At 71.4% G+C, this 16,137-nt stretch carries 14 protein-coding genes; 6 read left to right on the top strand and 8 right to left on the bottom strand.

Annotation, left to right across the window (positions count from 1 at the left end):
- Positions 1 to 14 precede the first annotated feature (14 nt).
- Positions 15 to 698, bottom strand: coding sequence for an alpha/beta fold hydrolase (locus ACZ6TI_RS39325; RefSeq protein ID WP_465350348.1), 684 nt, complete (start codon positions 696 to 698; stop codon positions 15 to 17).
- Between the two features lie 53 nt (positions 699 to 751).
- On the opposite strand from ACZ6TI_RS39325, the gene ACZ6TI_RS39320 reads away from it, so the two are divergent.
- From ACZ6TI_RS39320 to ACZ6TI_RS39300, 5 genes are all read left to right on the top strand, one after another.
- Complete coding sequence (locus tag ACZ6TI_RS39320; protein WP_465350347.1) at positions 752 to 1,714, top strand: helix-turn-helix transcriptional regulator; 963 nt, start codon at positions 752 to 754, stop codon at positions 1,712 to 1,714.
- A 9-nt stretch (positions 1,715 to 1,723) separates the two neighbouring features.
- Positions 1,724 to 2,134: a TIGR03618 family F420-dependent PPOX class oxidoreductase gene (locus tag ACZ6TI_RS39315; RefSeq protein ID WP_465350346.1), complete on the top strand. Its 411-nt coding sequence runs from the start codon at positions 1,724 to 1,726 to the stop codon at positions 2,132 to 2,134.
- A gap of 109 nt (positions 2,135 to 2,243) precedes the next feature.
- Positions 2,244 to 3,383 carry an FIST N-terminal domain-containing protein gene (locus ACZ6TI_RS39310; RefSeq protein ID WP_465350345.1) on the top strand — a complete coding sequence of 380 codons (1,140 nt, stop codon included), beginning with the start codon at positions 2,244 to 2,246 and terminating at the stop codon, positions 3,381 to 3,383.
- A 19-nt stretch (positions 3,384 to 3,402) separates the two neighbouring features.
- Complete coding sequence (locus ACZ6TI_RS39305) at positions 3,403 to 5,601, top strand: PAS domain-containing protein (RefSeq protein ID WP_465350344.1); 2,199 nt, start codon at positions 3,403 to 3,405, stop codon at positions 5,599 to 5,601.
- A 74-nt stretch (positions 5,602 to 5,675) separates the two neighbouring features.
- Positions 5,676 to 6,842, top strand: a complete 1,167-nt coding sequence (locus ACZ6TI_RS39300; protein ID WP_465350343.1) for an HD domain-containing phosphohydrolase — start codon at positions 5,676 to 5,678, stop codon at positions 6,840 to 6,842.
- Here the strand turns inward: ACZ6TI_RS39300 and ACZ6TI_RS39295 are convergent.
- The gene (locus ACZ6TI_RS39295; RefSeq protein WP_465350342.1) at positions 6,826 to 8,049 is read right to left on the bottom strand and encodes an HDOD domain-containing protein; all 1,224 of its coding nucleotides are present in this window, start codon (positions 8,047 to 8,049) and stop codon (positions 6,826 to 6,828) included. The genes ACZ6TI_RS39300 and ACZ6TI_RS39295 overlap by 17 nt on opposite strands.
- Positions 8,046 to 10,130 carry a two-component system sensor histidine kinase NtrB gene (locus ACZ6TI_RS39290; RefSeq protein ID WP_465350341.1) on the bottom strand — a complete coding sequence of 695 codons (2,085 nt, stop codon included), beginning with the start codon at positions 10,128 to 10,130 and terminating at the stop codon, positions 8,046 to 8,048. Before ACZ6TI_RS39290 ends, ACZ6TI_RS39295 begins: the two co-directional genes overlap by 4 nt.
- A gap of 175 nt (positions 10,131 to 10,305) precedes the next feature.
- On the opposite strand from ACZ6TI_RS39290, the gene ACZ6TI_RS39285 reads away from it, so the two are divergent.
- Positions 10,306 to 11,022 (top strand): SDR family NAD(P)-dependent oxidoreductase, encoded by a 717-nt coding sequence (locus ACZ6TI_RS39285; protein WP_465350340.1) that lies wholly within the window; start codon positions 10,306 to 10,308, stop codon positions 11,020 to 11,022.
- Here the strand turns inward: ACZ6TI_RS39285 and ACZ6TI_RS39280 are convergent.
- The 5 genes from ACZ6TI_RS39280 to ACZ6TI_RS39260 form a co-directional block, all read right to left on the bottom strand.
- Positions 11,019 to 11,504 carry a hypothetical protein gene (locus ACZ6TI_RS39280; protein ID WP_465350339.1) on the bottom strand — a complete coding sequence of 162 codons (486 nt, stop codon included), beginning with the start codon at positions 11,502 to 11,504 and terminating at the stop codon, positions 11,019 to 11,021. The genes ACZ6TI_RS39285 and ACZ6TI_RS39280 overlap by 4 nt on opposite strands.
- A 138-nt stretch (positions 11,505 to 11,642) precedes the next feature.
- Positions 11,643 to 12,824 carry an RNA polymerase sigma factor gene (locus tag ACZ6TI_RS39275; RefSeq protein ID WP_465350338.1) on the bottom strand — a complete coding sequence of 394 codons (1,182 nt, stop codon included), beginning with the start codon at positions 12,822 to 12,824 and terminating at the stop codon, positions 11,643 to 11,645.
- Positions 12,818 to 13,165: a YciI family protein gene (locus ACZ6TI_RS39270; RefSeq protein ID WP_465350337.1), complete on the bottom strand. Its 348-nt coding sequence runs from the start codon at positions 13,163 to 13,165 to the stop codon at positions 12,818 to 12,820. Before ACZ6TI_RS39270 ends, ACZ6TI_RS39275 begins: the two co-directional genes overlap by 7 nt.
- 148 nt (positions 13,166 to 13,313) lie before the next feature.
- Positions 13,314 to 14,900, bottom strand: a complete 1,587-nt coding sequence (locus ACZ6TI_RS39265) for a tetratricopeptide repeat-containing diguanylate cyclase (RefSeq protein ID WP_465350336.1) — start codon at positions 14,898 to 14,900, stop codon at positions 13,314 to 13,316.
- A complete protein-coding gene (locus ACZ6TI_RS39260; RefSeq protein ID WP_465350335.1) occupies positions 14,897 to 16,129 on the bottom strand; it encodes an EAL and HDOD domain-containing protein in 1,233 nt (410 codons plus the stop codon). The genes ACZ6TI_RS39265 and ACZ6TI_RS39260 overlap by 4 nt, the downstream gene beginning before the upstream one ends.
- Positions 16,130 to 16,137 lie beyond the last annotated feature (8 nt).

The raw sequence follows: 16,137 nt of genomic DNA, 5'->3' as shown, positions 1-16,137 counted from the left end.
CGTTCGGCGTTCTCTCAGGCGTCGGCGAGGATGTGGGCCAGCTCCTGCGGCCGGGTCACCATCGGCCAGTGCCCGGAGTCGATGTCGACCAGGTCGAGGTGCTTCGCGCGGGCCAGCTCGGGCAGCTCTCCGCCGGCGATCCACTCCCGTGCCTGGGCCGGGTCGAATTCCGGGCAGATCAACACCACGGGTACGTCGTACCGCCGCTCGTCGGTCAGCCGCACGACGCCCCGGGCCACCCCCTCCGGCACCGGGATCGCCGCCGAGGCGAACGCCTGTCGCGCCGGCTCGTCCAGGTCCCGTGCGTCCGCTCCCTCGAACGGGCCCCAGCCCGGGAACGGCATCACGCCGTCGGTGATCTCGAAGAACTCCGCATAGGGCTTGCCGTCATCGGTCGGAAACCCGCCGATCAGCACCACTTTGGACACCCGCTCCGGGCGGGCGTCGGCGGCCAGCCAGGCCAGGGTGCAGGCGGCGGAGTGCCCGACCACGATCGAGGAGTCCGGCTCGGCGTCCACCGCGGCGAGCACCGCGTCCACCTGGTCGGTCAGCGTCGCCGCGGAGTTCCCGTCGCCCTGACCCGGCAGGGTCACCGGTGTGGCCCGGCGGCCGAGCTTCTCCAGCTCGGCGACCACGGGACTCCACACCGACGCGTCGAGCCACAGGCCACCCACAAGAACGATCTGCTGGTTAGTCATGCGATCAACATAGAACCACTTCCGGACAATCCACTTCCGGTATTCTGCGCGATGTGCCGACCGGTCCCAGTCCCACCGCCCGCGCCCTGCGTACGCTGGAGATCTTGCAGCAGAACCCGGGCGCGACCGCCGACCAGATCGCCGCCCAGCTCGGGGTGACGGAGCGCGCAGCGCGACGTTATGTCGGGATCCTCCGCGAGGCGGGCATCCCGGTCGAGTCGGTCCGCGGGCTCTACGGGGGCTACCGGCTGGGTCGTGGCACGCGCCTGCCGCCGGTCGTCTTCACCGAGGAGCAGGCCCTCGGGCTGGTGATGGCGGTGCTCGACGGGCAGCCGGCCGCGGTCGACGCCGAGGACCTGATCGGCGCGGCGCTCGGCAAGGTGATCCGGGCCCTGCCCGAGGGTGTCGGGCGGCAGGCGGCGGCGCTCTGGGTGCACGCCTCGGCCGCCACCGACCGGCAGCCGGCCCGCGCCGACCCCGCCACCACCAGCGCGCTCGTCGCCGCGGTCGCGGCCCGGCGGCGCGTCCTGGTCACCTATCGGGGCGAGAGCGGCGAACAGTGGGCGGGCGAGGTCGACCCGTGGGCGGTGGTGGTGCGCTACGGGCGGTGGTACCTGCTGTGCCACTCGCATCGGGCGGACGCGATCCGCACGTACCGGATCGACCGGATTCTCGCCGTCGAGCAGCTCGCACCGGGCTTCGTGCCGCCCGGCGACCTGGACCCGGTCGCCGCGTTGGAGGAGAACCTCGGCGCGGGCTGGAAGTTCACCACCCGGGTGCTCTTCCACGCGCCGCACGACCGGGTGGCCCCGTGGGTCCGCCCGCCGATGGGCCGCCTCGAGCCGCAGGGCGACGGGTGCGTCCTGTCCGGCACCACCCGCAACCCGGAGATGTACGCCCAGGAGTGGCTGGCCGCGATCCCGTTCGACTTCACCGTCGAGGGCGGGCCGGAACTGCACGCCGCCGTGGCGAAGGTCGCCGCCCGCTTCAGCGCGGCGGCCCACCCCGAGATCTAGGCTGGCCGGATGCCCGATCTTCCCCTGCCGGACCGTGTCGTCGAGCTGCTCCGGCTGCCCAACCCCGCGGTCATGGCGACCGTCGCCGCCGACGGCCGCCCGGTCACCGTGGCCACCTGGTACCTGCTCGAGGACGACGGCCGGGTGCTGCTCGACCTGGACGCGAAGCGGGCCCGGCTCGAGCACCTGCACGCCGACCCCCGGATCTCGCTGACCGTGCTCGCGCGGGACGACTGGTACACGCACGTGAGCCTGCAGGGCCGGGTGGTGTCGATCACCGACGACGTCGGCCTGCGTGAGATCGACCGTCTCGCCCGGCACTACACCGGTGCTGCGTATGCGAACCGCGAGCGTCCGCGGGTCGCCGCCCAGGTCGAGATCGACCGCTGGCACGTCTGGGGCGAACTCCGTCAGGAGTGATCAGCCGGACGCGACCTCTCCGCGGATCCGACGTTCCCGGGTTTGCTCCTCATCTTTCCGGCGAGCCGGTCGAACGGAACGGAGAGGACTCGCGCACACGGGGGAACGCATGTCGACGTTGATTGAGACACGCGGTGGTTCCGGCGTCAGGTTGGCCTCGGCGACGACGCACGAACCCGCGGGAGCGGCGGCGGTCGCGGAACTGGCCGCCGCGCTCGGGCCGGACGCCGATCTGTACGCCGTGTTCGTGGCGCCCGGCTACGACCTGGATGTCGTGGGGGCAGCGCTGCGGCGGCACTTCGGCGACCGGGTGATCGGCTGCACCAGTTCGGGCAACATCGGCGCGAACGGCTATGACGGCGGCGGCATGTGCGCCGCCGCCTGGACCGGAGGCGGCCTGTACGCCCGGACGGTGGTGGTCGGACCGCTCGACGACGCGCCGGCCGCCGTGGAGGAGGCGAGCACGCAACTGGCCGCGCTGAGCGCCGGCCGGGAGGGCAGGGACGGGTTCGCCGTCCTGCTCACCGACGGTCTGGCCCGCAACGAGGACGTGCTCGCCGCCAGCCTGATGGCGGTCCTGGGCGGCGATCTGCCCATCATCGGTGGGTCGGCCGGCGACGGCCTCGAGTTCCACCGCACCGCCGTCTACCACGACGGGGTCTTCGCGCCCGGCCGCGCGACCGTGACGGTCGTCGGCTCGGAGGCGCCGTTCCGGCTGTTGCGCCTGCAGCACCACGAGGCGACGGACACCCTGCTGATCGCCACCGACGTCGATCCCGACCGGCGGATCGTGCGAGCGCTCAACGGGCAGCCGGCGGCGGAGGCGTATGCCCGAGCGGTGCAGCTGGACCTCACCGCGATCACGCCGGCCACACTGTCGAGGCATCCGCTGCTGCTCGCCGCGGGCGGCGCGGGCTGGGTGCGCAGCATCGCGGAGATCCGGGCCGACGGTGCGCTCGGCATGTTCGCGCGGGTCGATGTGGGCGATGTGCTGCGCCTGGGCCGCTCGGCCGGGATGCTGGAGAAGCTGGACCAGGGTCTGGCCGCGACCCGGGCCGAACTCGGGTCGATCAGCGGCATGCTGGTCTTCGACTGTGTCCAGCGCCGGCTCGAGGCCGAGGACCACGGCCTGGCCGGTCGGGTCGGGGCGTTGCTCGCCGCGAACCGGGCGGTCGGCTTCAGCACGTACGGCGAGCAGTTCAACGGCATGCACATGAATATGACTCTGGTGGCGGTGGCGTTTGCCTGAGTCGTTCTTAGGAGCCGAGATGACGGAATCACCGGTGCTGGCCGAGGATCGCGACCAGGCGATCGCCGCCTTGCGCCGAACCGTCGAGGAGCAACGCCGGACCATCGACGCGCTGGTGGTCGCCGCGGACCGGCGCACCGCCGCCGAGCCCGACAGCACGGCGCTGGCGACGTCGCGGCGCAACGAGGCGCTGCAACGACGCCTGGTCGAGCGCGCCGACCGGATTCGCGCCGCGGAGGAGTTGTTGCGCGCGGTCATCGACTCGATCGATGCCGGACTCTGCATTCTGGACGGGAACGGCCGGATCATCGACCTCAATCGGGTGTGGCGCACGATTCTGGCCCGGGCCCACGGCGTCGCGCTCGACGACGGATGTTTCTTCACCCTCGCCGATGGGCACCCCGGCGGGCTCGGCGACCTGTTGCGCCGGGCCGCCGAAGCGGTCCGGCAGGTGCTGGACGGGCGAACGCCGGACCCGGCGAGCACCCACCGGGTGGAGACCCGGGACGGCCCACGCTGGTGGCGCCTGCGGGTCGATCCGGTCCACGGGCACGGTGCGGCCCGAGCGGTCCTCACTCTCACCGACGACACGACCGCGGCCCGTACGCAGGACGAACTGCGGCAGGCCACCCGGGAGGCGTCGCGGTTGGCGCTGGTCGCACGCCACGTGGACGACGGGGTGGTGATCTCGGACGAGCAGGGCCGCATCGAGTGGGTCAACGACGCCTTCACCGAGTTGAGCGGCTACCCCCGCGACGAGGCGGTCGGCCGCCTCCGCATGGACCTGTTCGGCATCGACCGGATGCCGCACTTCGACGCCGCGGCGTTGGCCACGAAGGGTTCCGTGGTGCTGCCCGAGTTCGAGGCCCGCACCAAGCACGGGCTCCGGTGCTGGCTGCGGGTGGAGCTCTACCGGGTGGTCGACGACGACGGCATCGTGCGGACCGTGGCGGTGGAACGGGACGTCACGGCCCGGGTCAAGGCGGAACGGTCCCGGCTGGCGGCGAAGGCTCGGGCCGAGGCGCTGGCCCATGAGTTGTCCATCGAGAAAGCGGTGCTCACCGGGGTCATCTCGGCCATCCCGCAGTTCATCTACTGGAAGGACGCCAACGGCCGCTACGTCGGCAACAACGGCGCCTTCCTCGCGATGCGCGGGCTGCCCGCCGACACCGAACTGATCTGGAAGCAGGAGGGCGAGATCGGCGTGCAGGACGACCTGACGCCGGTGCTCACCGAGCTGGAGCAGCGGGTGCTCGCCGGCGGCGCGCCGATCGTCGATCATCACGTCACGGTCACCGGCTCCAGCAGCTCGCCGCGCAGCTTCCTGCTGAGCGTCCTGCCGCAGCCGGATGCCGGCGGCGTCATCGGCATCGGCGCCGACGTGACCCGGATCGGCGAACTGGAACGGCAGCTCCACCAGACCAACCGGCTGGAGGCGATCGGCCAGCTCGCGGCCGGCATCGCTCACGAGATCAACACGCCGATCCAATTCATCTCCGACAACACCCGGTTCATCCAGGAGTCGTTCACCGAGATGCTCACGCTGGTCACCGCCGTGCAGGAGCGGTTCGGCGAGTCGGACGCGCAGATGGCCGAGGTGCTGCGCGACATCGATGCGGACTTCCTCCTCGCGGAGGTGCCGACCGCGCTGGCCGAGTCCCTCGAGGGCCTGGAACGGGTGGCCCAGATCGTCCGGGCGATGAAGGACTTCTCGCATCCCGGCCAGGGGCGCAGCAACGTCGACATCAACCGGGCCGTGGAGAGCACCTCTCAGGTGGCGCGCAACGAGTGGAAGTACCACGCCGAACTCAGCCTGCAGCTGGGCGACGACGTCGGCCTGGTGCCCTGCTACGAGGGCGAGCTCAAACAGGTCGTGCTCAACCTCATCGTGAACGCCGCGCACGCCATCCAGGCGGTCGGTCCGCGCGGCGACGGGGGGCTCGGACACATCCGGATCCGGACCAGCCGTGGCGCCGACACGGTCGAGATCGCCGTCTCCGATGACGGGACCGGCATGGACGAGGCCACCCAGCAACGCATCTTCGATCCGTTCTTCACCACCAAAGAGGTCGGCAAGGGCACCGGCCAGGGCCTGAGCATGGCGTACTCGAGCATCGTGCAGAAACACGGCGGGACGATCCGGCTCGACTCCAGCCCCGGTGCGGGCTCCACCTTCACCATCTGCCTGCCGGTGCGAGTTGACGGCGAAGGACAGTGAACCCCGACGCCGCACGCCCGCGACCGGGTAGTTTGTGCAGATAAGTCCTTACCCGGGCGAAAGTGACCACGCCGATGACCCTGCCCCGCGTCCTGCTCGTCGACGACGAGCCCAACCTGCTCAACGGCCTGCGCCGGCAACTGCGCCACGACTTCGACGTGGTCACCCAGGTCGGCGCGGCCAACGGGCTGTTCTCGCTGGGCCGGGAGGAACCGTTCGAGGTCATCGTCTCGGACTTCCTGATGCCGGGAATCAACGGTGCGGAGTTCCTCGCCGCGGTCCGCAAGGCCGCGCCGGACGCGACCCGGATGCTGCTCACCGGGCACACCGACCTGTCCGACGCGGCGACCACGGTCAACGACGGCGGCATCTTCCGGATGCTGCTGAAGCCGGTGGACCACGAGACGATGACCGGGGCGCTGCGTGATTGCGTGGCACAGCACCGCCTCGTTGTCGGCGAACGTGAGCTGCTGGAAAAGACCCTGCGCGGCAGCGTGAACGCCCTGGTGGACGTCCTGTCGGTGGCGAACCCCGACGCCTTCGTTCTGGCCACCCGGATGCGGCGCACCGCGGTCGCCGTCCTCGACGAGATGGCGGTCGCCGACCGGTGGGCGGTCGAGCTCGCCGTGATGATGTCGCAGCTGGGGGCCGTGTCGTTGCCACCGGCCGTGGTGGCGAAGCTGGGCGCGGGTGAGCCGCTCACGGCCGCCGAACAGCGCATGGTGGATGAGATCCCGGAGGTGGCCGAGCGGTTGATCGCGCCCATTCCGCGGCTGACCGCGATCACGGACGCCATCCGGCACGCGCGGCGGAACTGGGATGGATCCGGGCCACCCGGGGACGGCATGGCCGGCGAGGACATCCCCTTCGGAGCGCGCCTGTTGCGCCTGGTTCAGGACTTCCACGTTCTCCTCGCCGAGGGCGTGCCGCCCGGGGTGGCCGGAATGGCGTTGCGCTCCCGGCTCGGCCACTACGACCCGGTGCTGCTGGACGCGCTCGTCGCATCCGTGCGGGACGAGGCCGAGGTGGAGGCCAGCACGGTCAGCCTCGCGGATCTGCGAATCGGCATGGTGTTCGCCGCGGCGGTGCGCGGTGGCACCGGCACCCTGTTGGTGAATCCCGGCCAGGAGGTGACCACCAGCCTGCTGAGCCGCCTGCGCAACTTCGCGTCGCTCGAGGAGGGCGTCACCGAGCCGTTGCTGGTGTACCCATCCGGCACCGAGGTCACCGCCGCAAAGTAGCCCGCCAACCGTCGATGGCTTCGCGCTCCGGCACGCCGAGTTCGTCCTCGGCCACGTCCGGCCCGTGCTCGCCGGTCCCGCACACGGCGCCGAATTCCTTCTCCACGACCAGATGCGCCAGGGCGACGGCGGACGCCGGGTCGTGGACAGATCGCCACGTGTCGGCGGCCGCATGGCCGGCCGCCGTCTCCACCACTGCCGCGGGCAGACCCCAGAGCGTCAGCAGATTCGCTCCCGCCTCGCTGTGACAGGTCCCGAACGCGGCGCGCTCGGCGGCGTCGAGCATGTCGCGCGGCGGCCGATCGGCCTCGGCCGCGGTCCCGTGGTCGTCGGCGCGCCACGCTTGGAGCACGGCCGGGTAGTCGTCGCGGCGGGAGGATGCCAGCACCAGTTGGCCGACTTCGTGCAGCAGGCCCGCGGTGAACGCTTCGTTGCGCCACGGCGCGGGCCCGGCTAGGCGCCGCGCCAGGTGCGAGGTCTGCACCGAGTGATCGGTGAGGTCCTGCAGCCACTGGGCGGGCAGCAATTTCCCCGGATCGATGCTCCGGACGACGTCGTGCATCAGGACGAGTCCGCGTACCGTGTGGGTGCCGAGCAGGGCGATGGCCTGGACCACGTCGCTGATCACGTGACTAACCATGGACGCCGATGAGTTCGCCAGATGCAGCACCTTGGCGGCGGCAGCCGGGTCCTGTTCGATGATCGCACCGATGGACTTCGCGGAAGAATCGTCCGCGTTCAGCTCCGCGATCAGCTCCAGCACCAGGCCGGGCGCGCTCGGCAGGGAGTTGACCATGGAGACGTCCCGGCAGGCGGAGTCGTCTCCGGACGCGACCTGGGCCGCGATGAGCCGCTCGACGGTCTGCACCAGTTGATCACGGCCGGCCGGCTTGGTCAGGAACTGATGGGCCAGCGGGATCACGCGCAGGACGTCGTCCTCGCCCGTCTGCCCCGACAGGATCACTCGCGCGGTCGTCGGATAGAGCGCCTGCACCCGGCTCAGCAGTTGCCCGCCGTCCATGCCCGGCATGCGGAAGTCCGACACGACGACGTTGCACCGCTTCGTCTCCATGAAGCTCAGCGCTTCCGCCGCACCCGCGGCGAACGATATGTCCCAGCGAGCGGTTTCCCGTCGCAGCATCCGCCGGAGCCCGTCCAGGATGCGCGGCTCGTCGTCGACGAAGACGACGTGTGGTTTCTCGGTCATACCGCTGCCACCTCCAGCTGACTGATGGGGTGCGCCGGTCGGTCCTGCCCGGTGACCGGCAGCCGGACGGTGAACACCGTGCCGGCGCCGACCTCGGTGCGGAAGCCGATGGAGCCGTGGTGCCGGTCCACCACGAGACTTCGCGCGAGGGGAAGGCCCTGCCCGGTTCCCCGGCCGACCTCCTTGGTGGTGAAGAACGGGTCGAAGAGCTTGTCGGCGATCTCCGGAGGCACCCCCGAGCCGGTGTCCGCCACCTCGATGACCACGTCGTCGCCGTCCCGCCAGGTCGTCAGCCGGATTGTGCCCCGGCCCCGGCCGGCCGAGTCGATGGCGTGCGCCGCGTTCACCACGAGGTTGAGCAACGTCTGGTTGATGTCCCCGACGTGACACCGCACCAGCGGCAGCTCGGCCAGCTCGGTCTCGACGTCGGCCACGTATTTGATCTCACCCGCCGCGACGACCAGCGTGTTGGCGATCAACTCGTTGATGTCCGCGAGGGTCTTCTCGTCGGTGCCGGGATGCCCGAACGCCTTCATCGCGCGGACGATCGTGGCCACCCGGTCGATTCCCTCGAGCGTCTGGCGGGCCGCCGCCGGGATCTCGTCGAGCAGGAAGTCCACGTCGATGTCGCCGAGCAGTTCCGCGATCCGCGGGTCCGAGTCACCGAGCCGCTCCTTGACCGCGGTGACCAGCGTGAGCAGCTCGGTGAAGGCGTCCTCGAGGAAGCGGACGTTGTCGCCGACGAACTGGATCGGCGTGTTGATCTCGTGGGCGACACCGGCGGCGAGGCGGCCCACCGACTCCAGCTTCTGGGAGTGCCGCAGTTCCACCTCCAGCCTCTGCCGTTCGGAGATGTCGCGTGCGTTGACGATGAGGCTCCGGGAGCCGTCGTGTTCGGTCACGGACTCGACCAGCACCTCGAACTCGGTCCACGGCTGGTCCGCGCGCCCGCGCAGCCGGCACGTCAGCGGGCCGGGCGACCCCGGCGCCAACGCGGCGTCGAGCTCGTCGGGGTGGAACAGGTGCCTCACGTCGCCGCCGACCAGGTCCTCGGTCGCACTCCTGAGCAGCCGCTCGGCGGCCGGATTGGCGTACCGGATGGCGCCCTCCCCACCGGCGAGGATGAGCGCATCGGGGGAGTTCTCCACCACGACACGCAGCCGGGACTGGCTCAGCAGCTGATCAAGGGTCAGCGCCGCCTCGTCGGCCAGGGTCGTCAGGGGTGCCGTCAGGTCATCCACCGGACGCCGGTGGCACACCGCGATCAGGAGGCCGAAGACCTGGCCGTGCACGGCCAGCGGCGCGAGCATCAATCTGCTCGGCGTGGGCACGCCGGCCAGCGCGGCGAAGGGCGCGGCAGCGCCGTCGGTGATCATCACGGACCCGCCGGGTCGCAGTGCGCCGCCCGCTTCCGGGCCCAGGTCGCCGAAGTCCATCGAGCGGCCCAGCGCCTCCGTGCCCACCGCGCCGGCGACCCCGATCAGGCGGATGGACCCCGAGGCGATGGTGGTCACCACGGCTCCGCTGATGCTCTCGTCGAGGCGGGCCGCGGCCGCGGCCGCCGCCTGTGCCGCCTCCCGCCGATCCGTCACGGCCGCGAAGGCCGCGCCGGCGGAGGCGACCACGCTCTCCCGGGCGGATGCCCGATCCCGCGCGCGAATGCCCCGCGCCAAGGTGTAGTTCACCGCCATCCCCATGAGCGCCATCACCGCCAGCGACGTGGAGTCGGCCGCCGGAGCCCCGGCGAGGCCGACGCTGACGCCCAGGATGAGGATCACGCAGCCGGCCCCCAGCAGCTGATCCTTGAGGTTTCCGTACAGCGCCCGGAAGTTGATCCACAGATAGAGCAGACCGACGGTGATGCTGTAGCCGGAGGCGGCCGCCACGATGCCCACGCACGGCGCCTCGATGATCCAGGTCTGCCAGGGGAAGCGCCCGCGCCGGTAACCGTGCAGCAGCGACATCTCCACGATCAGGAGGGCCAGCGCCGGAACCACCCAGGACGCTCGATCCGACACCCGGATGCTGGAAAGCCCGATCACCGACCAAATCAGGCAGAAAGCCAGATACAGCAGGCGCACGTGGCCGAGCATGGATCCCGTGCGCCACTGCGGCCACGTTCGTCGGCGCAAACCCCTCACCGATCCTCCTTCGCCGGCCCTCGACCGAAGCTCTCCACCTCCTATCGGCGCGAAATCGCCGATGCAGAGGCGTAACGGAAGATCGACTGGCCGGCCGGCGATCTACGCTGGCGGAATGCGCGTACTCGTGACCGGGGCGCGGCGGGGCATCGGTGCCGCTCTCGCCGCCGGGCTGGCCGCGCCCGGGCGCACCCTGCTGATCCACCACGTCGCGGCGGCGGGGGAGGCCGAGACGGTCGCCGGGCGGTGCCGGAAGCTCGGTGCGGAGGCGAGCGTGCTGGAGGCCGATCTGCGCGACCCGGCGGCGGTCGCCGATCTGGCGGCGCGCGCCGGCGCGGTGGACGTGCTGGTGAACAACGCCGCCCGGGCTTCTAATGTGGACATCCGCGACCTGACGCACGACGAGTGGCAGCAGACCTTCGCGGTCAACGTCACCGCCCCGATGCTGCTGGCCCGGGCGCTCGCCGCCGGCATGGCGGAGCGCCGGTGGGGGCGGATCGTCAACATCGCGTCCGCCACGGTGCGGCTGGGCGGGCCGTCCGGGCCTTCCTACGTGTCCAGCAAGGCCGCCCTGATCGGGCTGACCCGGTCACTGGCCGGGTCCTACGGCCGGGACGGCATCACCGTGAACGCGATCTCGCCGGGCGCGGTCGACACCGAGGGCGAGCGCGAACTGGCCCCGCCGCCGGTGAACGCGACCGCGGTGCAGGCGATCCCGGGCATCCTGGTCCCGGACGATCTGTCCGGGACCCTGCGCTATCTGGTGTCGGACGACGCCGCCAAGACGACCGGACAGGTCATCGAGGTCGGCGCCGGCCTGGTGTTCCGCTAGGCGTCGGTCACCCGGTAGTTGCCCTTGACGATGAAGAAGTCGGGGCTGGCCTGGCCGTACGGGCCGCAGCCCGGGTTGGCGGCGGTGCCGGGCGAGAAGTTCAGCTTGTCCGCCACGTCGATGCCGTTGCCGTTGTCCTGGACGCCGACCACCATGTAGTTCCCCCGCTGCCAGCTGTTGGTCTCGCGGCGCGGGCCCCAGGACGCGGCGATCCGGCCGGTCACATAGGCGGTCTTGTCGGTGACCACGAGGCAGCTCGACGCGCCGATCACGTAGGTGCCGTCCGGGTAGGTGATGGTGAACGCGCCGAGCTGGCCGAGTTGGCTGCCGACCGCGCCCAGATAGGCCGTCGGGGTGCCGAACTGGCCGAGGGTGCCGACCCCGATCACCGACTCGACGGTGGTGGCGGCCTGAGCGGTCGCCGTGGGCATGGCGGCGAACACAGCCACGGCGGCGGCCGCGGTCACGAGAAGTTTGCGCATTCGACTTCCTCACGAGAGTTTCCTGGTCGGGCCAGATTTCTATCGCGAGGCCGGAAGGCGGCGTAATGGTCCTTCCGGACGGGAACAGCACCGGCCCGGACAACGCCCGAAACCCTTGTGTCACAAGGGATTCGTGGGTCAGGTGGGACCGATTTCGGCCAGCCTCCGGTCGAGGAAACGCCGTTCGGCGCCGTCGTCGGTGAGGTCCCGTGCCCGCCGATAGGCGTGGCGCGCCTCGTCGATCCGCCCGAGCCGCCGCAACAACTCGGCCCTGGTCGAGTGCAGATAGCGGAAATCGTGCAGGCCGAGCCGGTCGACGATGCGCAGACCGGCCTCCGGGCCGTCGGTCTCGGCGACGGCGATGGCGCGGTTCAGCTCGACGACCGGCGAGGCGGTCAGGCGGGCGAGCTCGCCGTAGAGCGCGGCGATCTGCGCCCAGTCGCACGGCGTCTCGGCGTGCAACGACGCGATCGCCGCCTGCAGGACATAGGGCCCGCGGCCGCCCAGGGCGATCGCCCGGTCGAGTTCGGCGCGTCCCCGGGCGATCAGCGTGGTGTTCCACCGCGACCGGTCCTGGTCGCCGAGCAGCACGAGCTCTCCGTCGGCGAACCGCGTCTCGCTCCGGGAGTCGTGCAGCAGCATCATCGCGAGGAGGCCACGGACCTCGGGTTCGCCGGGCAGGAGCTCGGCCAGCGCGCGGCCCAGCCAGATCGCCTCGGCCGCGAGCTCGTCCCGGCCCCCGTAGCCCTCGTTGAAGATCAGGTAGACGACCGCGAGAACGGCGTCGAGCCGCTCGCCGAGCAGGTGATCCGGCGGCACCCGGAACGGGATCCCGGCCGCCTTGATCTTGCGCTTCGCCCGCACCAGCCGCTGCGCCAGGGTGCGTTCCGGGATCAGGAAGGCGCGGGCGATCTCGTCGGTGGTCAGCCCGCCCAGGGTCCGCAGGGTGAGCGCGACCTGCGACTCGATCGCGAGCGCCGGGTGACAGCAGGTGAAGATGAGCTCCAGGCGCTCGTCGAGGATGGTCATCGGCACCTCCGCACCGGACCCGTCCGGATGGTGGGCGGTCGCCAGTTGCCCCAGCTTGGTGGCGAGGGTCCGGTCGCGGCGGATCCGGTCGGTGGCGCGGTTGCGCGCCGTCCGCATCAGCCAGGCGCGCGGATTGTCCGGCACCCCGTCGCGGGGCCAGCGGTCGGCGGCGATGGCGAAGGCCTCCTGCGCGGCGTCCTCGGCGAGGTCGAAGTCGCCGAGGACGCCGATCAGGGCCGCCAGGACGCGGCCCCACTCGGCGCGGAAGACCTCGTCGAGCGCGGCTACCAATACACTTCCGACGGCCGGATCTCGACGGCGCCGCCGTAACGTGCCGCCGGCACGCGGGCGGCCACCTCGATGGCCGCGTCCAGGTCGTCGGCCTCGAGGATGAAGAAACCGCCGACGGCCTCCTTCATCCCGACGTACGGCCCGTCGGTGGTCAGCGTCCGCCCACCGTCGACCCGCACCGTGGTCGCGTTCTCCGGCAGACCCATCGGCGTGCCCGGAGTCACGCCCGGCGTCCGGTTGATCCCCTGGTAGTCGGCGTAGACCTGTTTCTGCTCCTGCTCGGTGAGCGCGGCCTGCTTCTCGAGTGCCGGGCCCTGAAAGATCAGCATGATGTATTTCATCGCGACCTCCTCGTCTCCATCGGATCCGTCGGAGTAAGACGAACGACACCCCGGGATTTCGACAGGTCGACCCTAAGCCGTGTCCCGGCCCGGCAGCTCGTACCTCGCGGTCTGTTCCTCGGGGTCGTGCTAGGCGCGCCGGAAGCGGTCAGTGCGGGTCGGTGGCGACCCGGTCGCGGCCGTCGTGCTTGGCCGCATAGAGGTTGTGGTCGGCTCGGGACAGCAGCGCCGCCAGGGTGTCGCGGCCGTCCCGCGAGGTGGTGACGCCGATGCTCGCCGTCACCGGCAGGCCTCCGGTGATCGGGGCCCAGCCGAAGTCGTGGATCTGTGCCCGCAGCTGCTCGCAGCGGCGGCGGGCCTCCTCGGCGCCGACGCCCGGGAAGACCAGCAGGAACTCCTCGCCGCCCATCCGGGCCGCGATGTCCGCACCGCCGGCCGCCTCGGTGAGCGTCTGGGCGACCTGCTGCAGGACGGTGTCGCCGGTGGCGTGCGACCGGGTGTCGTTGATGCGCTTGAAGTGGTCCAGGTCGAGGATCGCGATGGACAGCGGCGTGTTGCCGAGTGCGGCCTCGCCCAGCAGGGCGGGCACCCGCTCGTTGACGTACCTGCGGTTGTAGAGGCCGGTCAGCGCGTCGCGGTGGGCCATCTCCCGGAAGTGCTCGCTGGCCTGGCGCGCCTCGGTGGCGTCGAAGACGGCCTGCAGCGCGTGTGCCCGGGCCTCGCGTTCCAGCGAGTGCAGCGCGGTCGCCTCGGCGTGGAACTCGCGGTACTCCTGGTACGCCTCCTCGAAACGACGCGTCGCGGCGTAGAGCTCGGCCTGCGCCGCGCGGGCCTGCACGCGGATCGAGCGCAGGCTGCGCTCCTGCGCCATTTCCATGCAGTCGTCGAGGGACCGCTGGGCCTCGTCGAAGCGGCCGGCCAGCCGCAGCGCCTCGGCCAGGCTAAGCAGGCAGGTGGCGAACGCGTCACCCTCGTTGCCGACCACCCGCGAGTCCGGGTCCAGCACCGCGCGCAGGGTGAGCACCGCGCGGTCGTAGTCGCCGGTCATCATCTCGACCCGGGCGATGGTGTCGAGCTGGCCGGCGCTGAACGAGAACGAGCTGCGGGCCTCGATGTCGCGCATCCGCCGGACCAGGGCGATGGCCAGCGGCTGGTTCTCCCGCTCGTACGCGGTGTAGGCCATGTTGTTCAGGATGTGGATGGTCAGCTCGCTGTCGCCGACCGCCGAGGCCAGGTCCAGCGCCTCGTCGAAGCGCCGGTCGCCCTCGGCGCTGTGGCCGTTCTCGTCGGACGCCACGGCCAGGGTCAGCAGGTGCCGGGCGACGATGTTCGGCGGCACGTCGCCGGTCAGGTGCGAGACGCCCTGCACGGCGTGGGTGTGCGCCGAGGACACGTCGCCGACCAGCCGGTAGAACATGCTCAGCTCGCGGTGCGCGCGGGCGAGCAGATAGGAGCTGCCGGTCTGCTGCGCCCAGGCGAGCACCTGGTGCGCCTCGCGGCCGCTCTCCTCGATCCGGCCCTCGCGCATCATCACGCTGACCACCAGCAGCCGGGCGCGCTGCAGGATCTCGGTCTCGCCGAGCGCCTCGGCCCGGCGCATGATCGCGGTGGCCGGCTCGGTGAGCGTGCGCAGCGCCGACACCGGCCGCGCCTCCAGTTCGGCGACGCTCGCCAGGAGCTCGGCCCGCTCGCCGTGCAGGGTCTCGTCGTTCAGGCTGAACAGGGCCGCGGTCATCGGGCCGCCGCCAGCGCCTGCGTGGACCAGCGCATCGCGGCCATCACGCTGCCCACCAGGTCGTCGCCGCGATAGGCGGTGGCCGCCTCGGTCAGGTCGCCGCGTTCGTACGCGTTGACCAGCCGCAGCACCCGCCCGAGCGGCCCGGCGCCCCGGGTCAGCGCGATCCGGATCTCCGCGTCGAGCGGCAACTGGTGGGCCAGGGCGGCGGCCGGCGTGCCGAGCAGCTCGCTCACCGCCGCGATCAGACCGGCGATGAACGCCGCGTCGGCCGGCGCGTCGAACGACGGTGCCACGTTGGCGCACAGCTGCGCCCGGGTCAGGGCGTCGTTCATCTGCGTGTCGGTGGCGCCGGCGGCCTCCTCGACGGACATCAGCATCGCCCACCGGCGTACCTGGGTCAGACCCACCAGGACCACCGCCTGCCGCACCGAGGAAACCAGGCTGGGCAGGCCGTTGGCGGCCGAATTGGTCGCGCGGAGCAGCCGCAGGGTGAGTGCCGGATCGGCCGAGACGATCGACAGCACCTTGTCCAGGTCGCTGTCCGCCGAGCTGAGCTCGCCGAGCAGTTCGAGGCTGCGCAACCGGGACGGCGTCAGCGCGGTCGCGGTCAGCACCTGCGGCCGGCTCAGCAGGTAGCCCTGCCGCAGCTCGATGCCGTGCCGATCGCACAGCGCCAGGTCCTCGCCGGTCTCCAGCCCCTCGGCGACCAGCGTGACGTGCGGCAGGGCACGGCAGGTCCGCACCAGCGCGTCCAGGCGGGCGTGGTCGATCGTCAGAAGATCGATCTTCACGTACGAGGTGAGCGGCAGCAGCCGTTCGTGGGAGGAGCCGGGCTCGAAGTCGTCCAGCGCGATCCGATAGCCGGCGTCGACCAGCGCCGTCACGCCGGCCAGCACGTCGTCGTCGATCTCGGTGGTCTCCAGCACCTCCAGCACCACACCGTCCGGCCCGAACGGCAGCCTCAGCTCGCCGACCAGGAACTCCCGGGTCACGTTGAGGAAGCAGGTGCGGTCGCCGACCACCTCGCCGACCCCGAACTCGGCGAACGCGTTGAGGATCACCTGGCTGGTCGCGTACGCGTCGCGGCGCCCGGCGTCGATCGCGTCCATCTGCCCGCGGAACAGCAACTCGTACGCCACGACGTCACCGGCCGCATCGAAGATGGGCTGGCGGCCCACGTGCACCAGACGCGTGCCGGGATGCGGCGCGGGAACAGACAGGATCACGGTGCTCT

This window comes from Actinoplanes sp. NPDC051388, from assembly GCF_055586225.1.
The sequence above is the reverse complement of the archived record's forward strand: the minus strand, read 5'-3'. Positions and strand labels throughout refer to the sequence as shown.

Excerpts from the sequence above, each read along its gene's own strand:
- ACZ6TI_RS39325 (WP_465350348.1), bottom strand. The coding sequence starts at position 698 with ATGACTAACCAGCAGATCGTTCTTGTGGGTGGCCTGTGGCTCGACGCG.
- ACZ6TI_RS39315 (WP_465350346.1), top strand. The coding sequence starts at position 1,724 with ATGCCCGATCTTCCCCTGCCGGACCGTGTCGTCGAGCTGCTCCGGCTG.
- ACZ6TI_RS39310 (WP_465350345.1), top strand. The coding sequence starts at position 2,244 with ATGTCGACGTTGATTGAGACACGCGGTGGTTCCGGCGTCAGGTTGGCC.
- ACZ6TI_RS39305 (WP_465350344.1), top strand. The coding sequence starts at position 3,403 with ATGACGGAATCACCGGTGCTGGCCGAGGATCGCGACCAGGCGATCGCC.
- ACZ6TI_RS39300 (WP_465350343.1), top strand. The coding sequence starts at position 5,676 with ATGACCCTGCCCCGCGTCCTGCTCGTCGACGACGAGCCCAACCTGCTC.
- ACZ6TI_RS39295 (WP_465350342.1), bottom strand. The coding sequence starts at position 8,049 with ATGACCGAGAAACCACACGTCGTCTTCGTCGACGACGAGCCGCGCATC.
- ACZ6TI_RS39285 (WP_465350340.1), top strand. The coding sequence starts at position 10,306 with ATGCGCGTACTCGTGACCGGGGCGCGGCGGGGCATCGGTGCCGCTCTC.
- ACZ6TI_RS39280 (WP_465350339.1), bottom strand. The coding sequence starts at position 11,504 with ATGCGCAAACTTCTCGTGACCGCGGCCGCCGCCGTGGCTGTGTTCGCC.
- ACZ6TI_RS39270 (WP_465350337.1), bottom strand. The coding sequence starts at position 13,165 with ATGAAATACATCATGCTGATCTTTCAGGGCCCGGCACTCGAGAAGCAG.
- ACZ6TI_RS39265 (WP_465350336.1), bottom strand. The coding sequence starts at position 14,900 with ATGACCGCGGCCCTGTTCAGCCTGAACGACGAGACCCTGCACGGCGAG.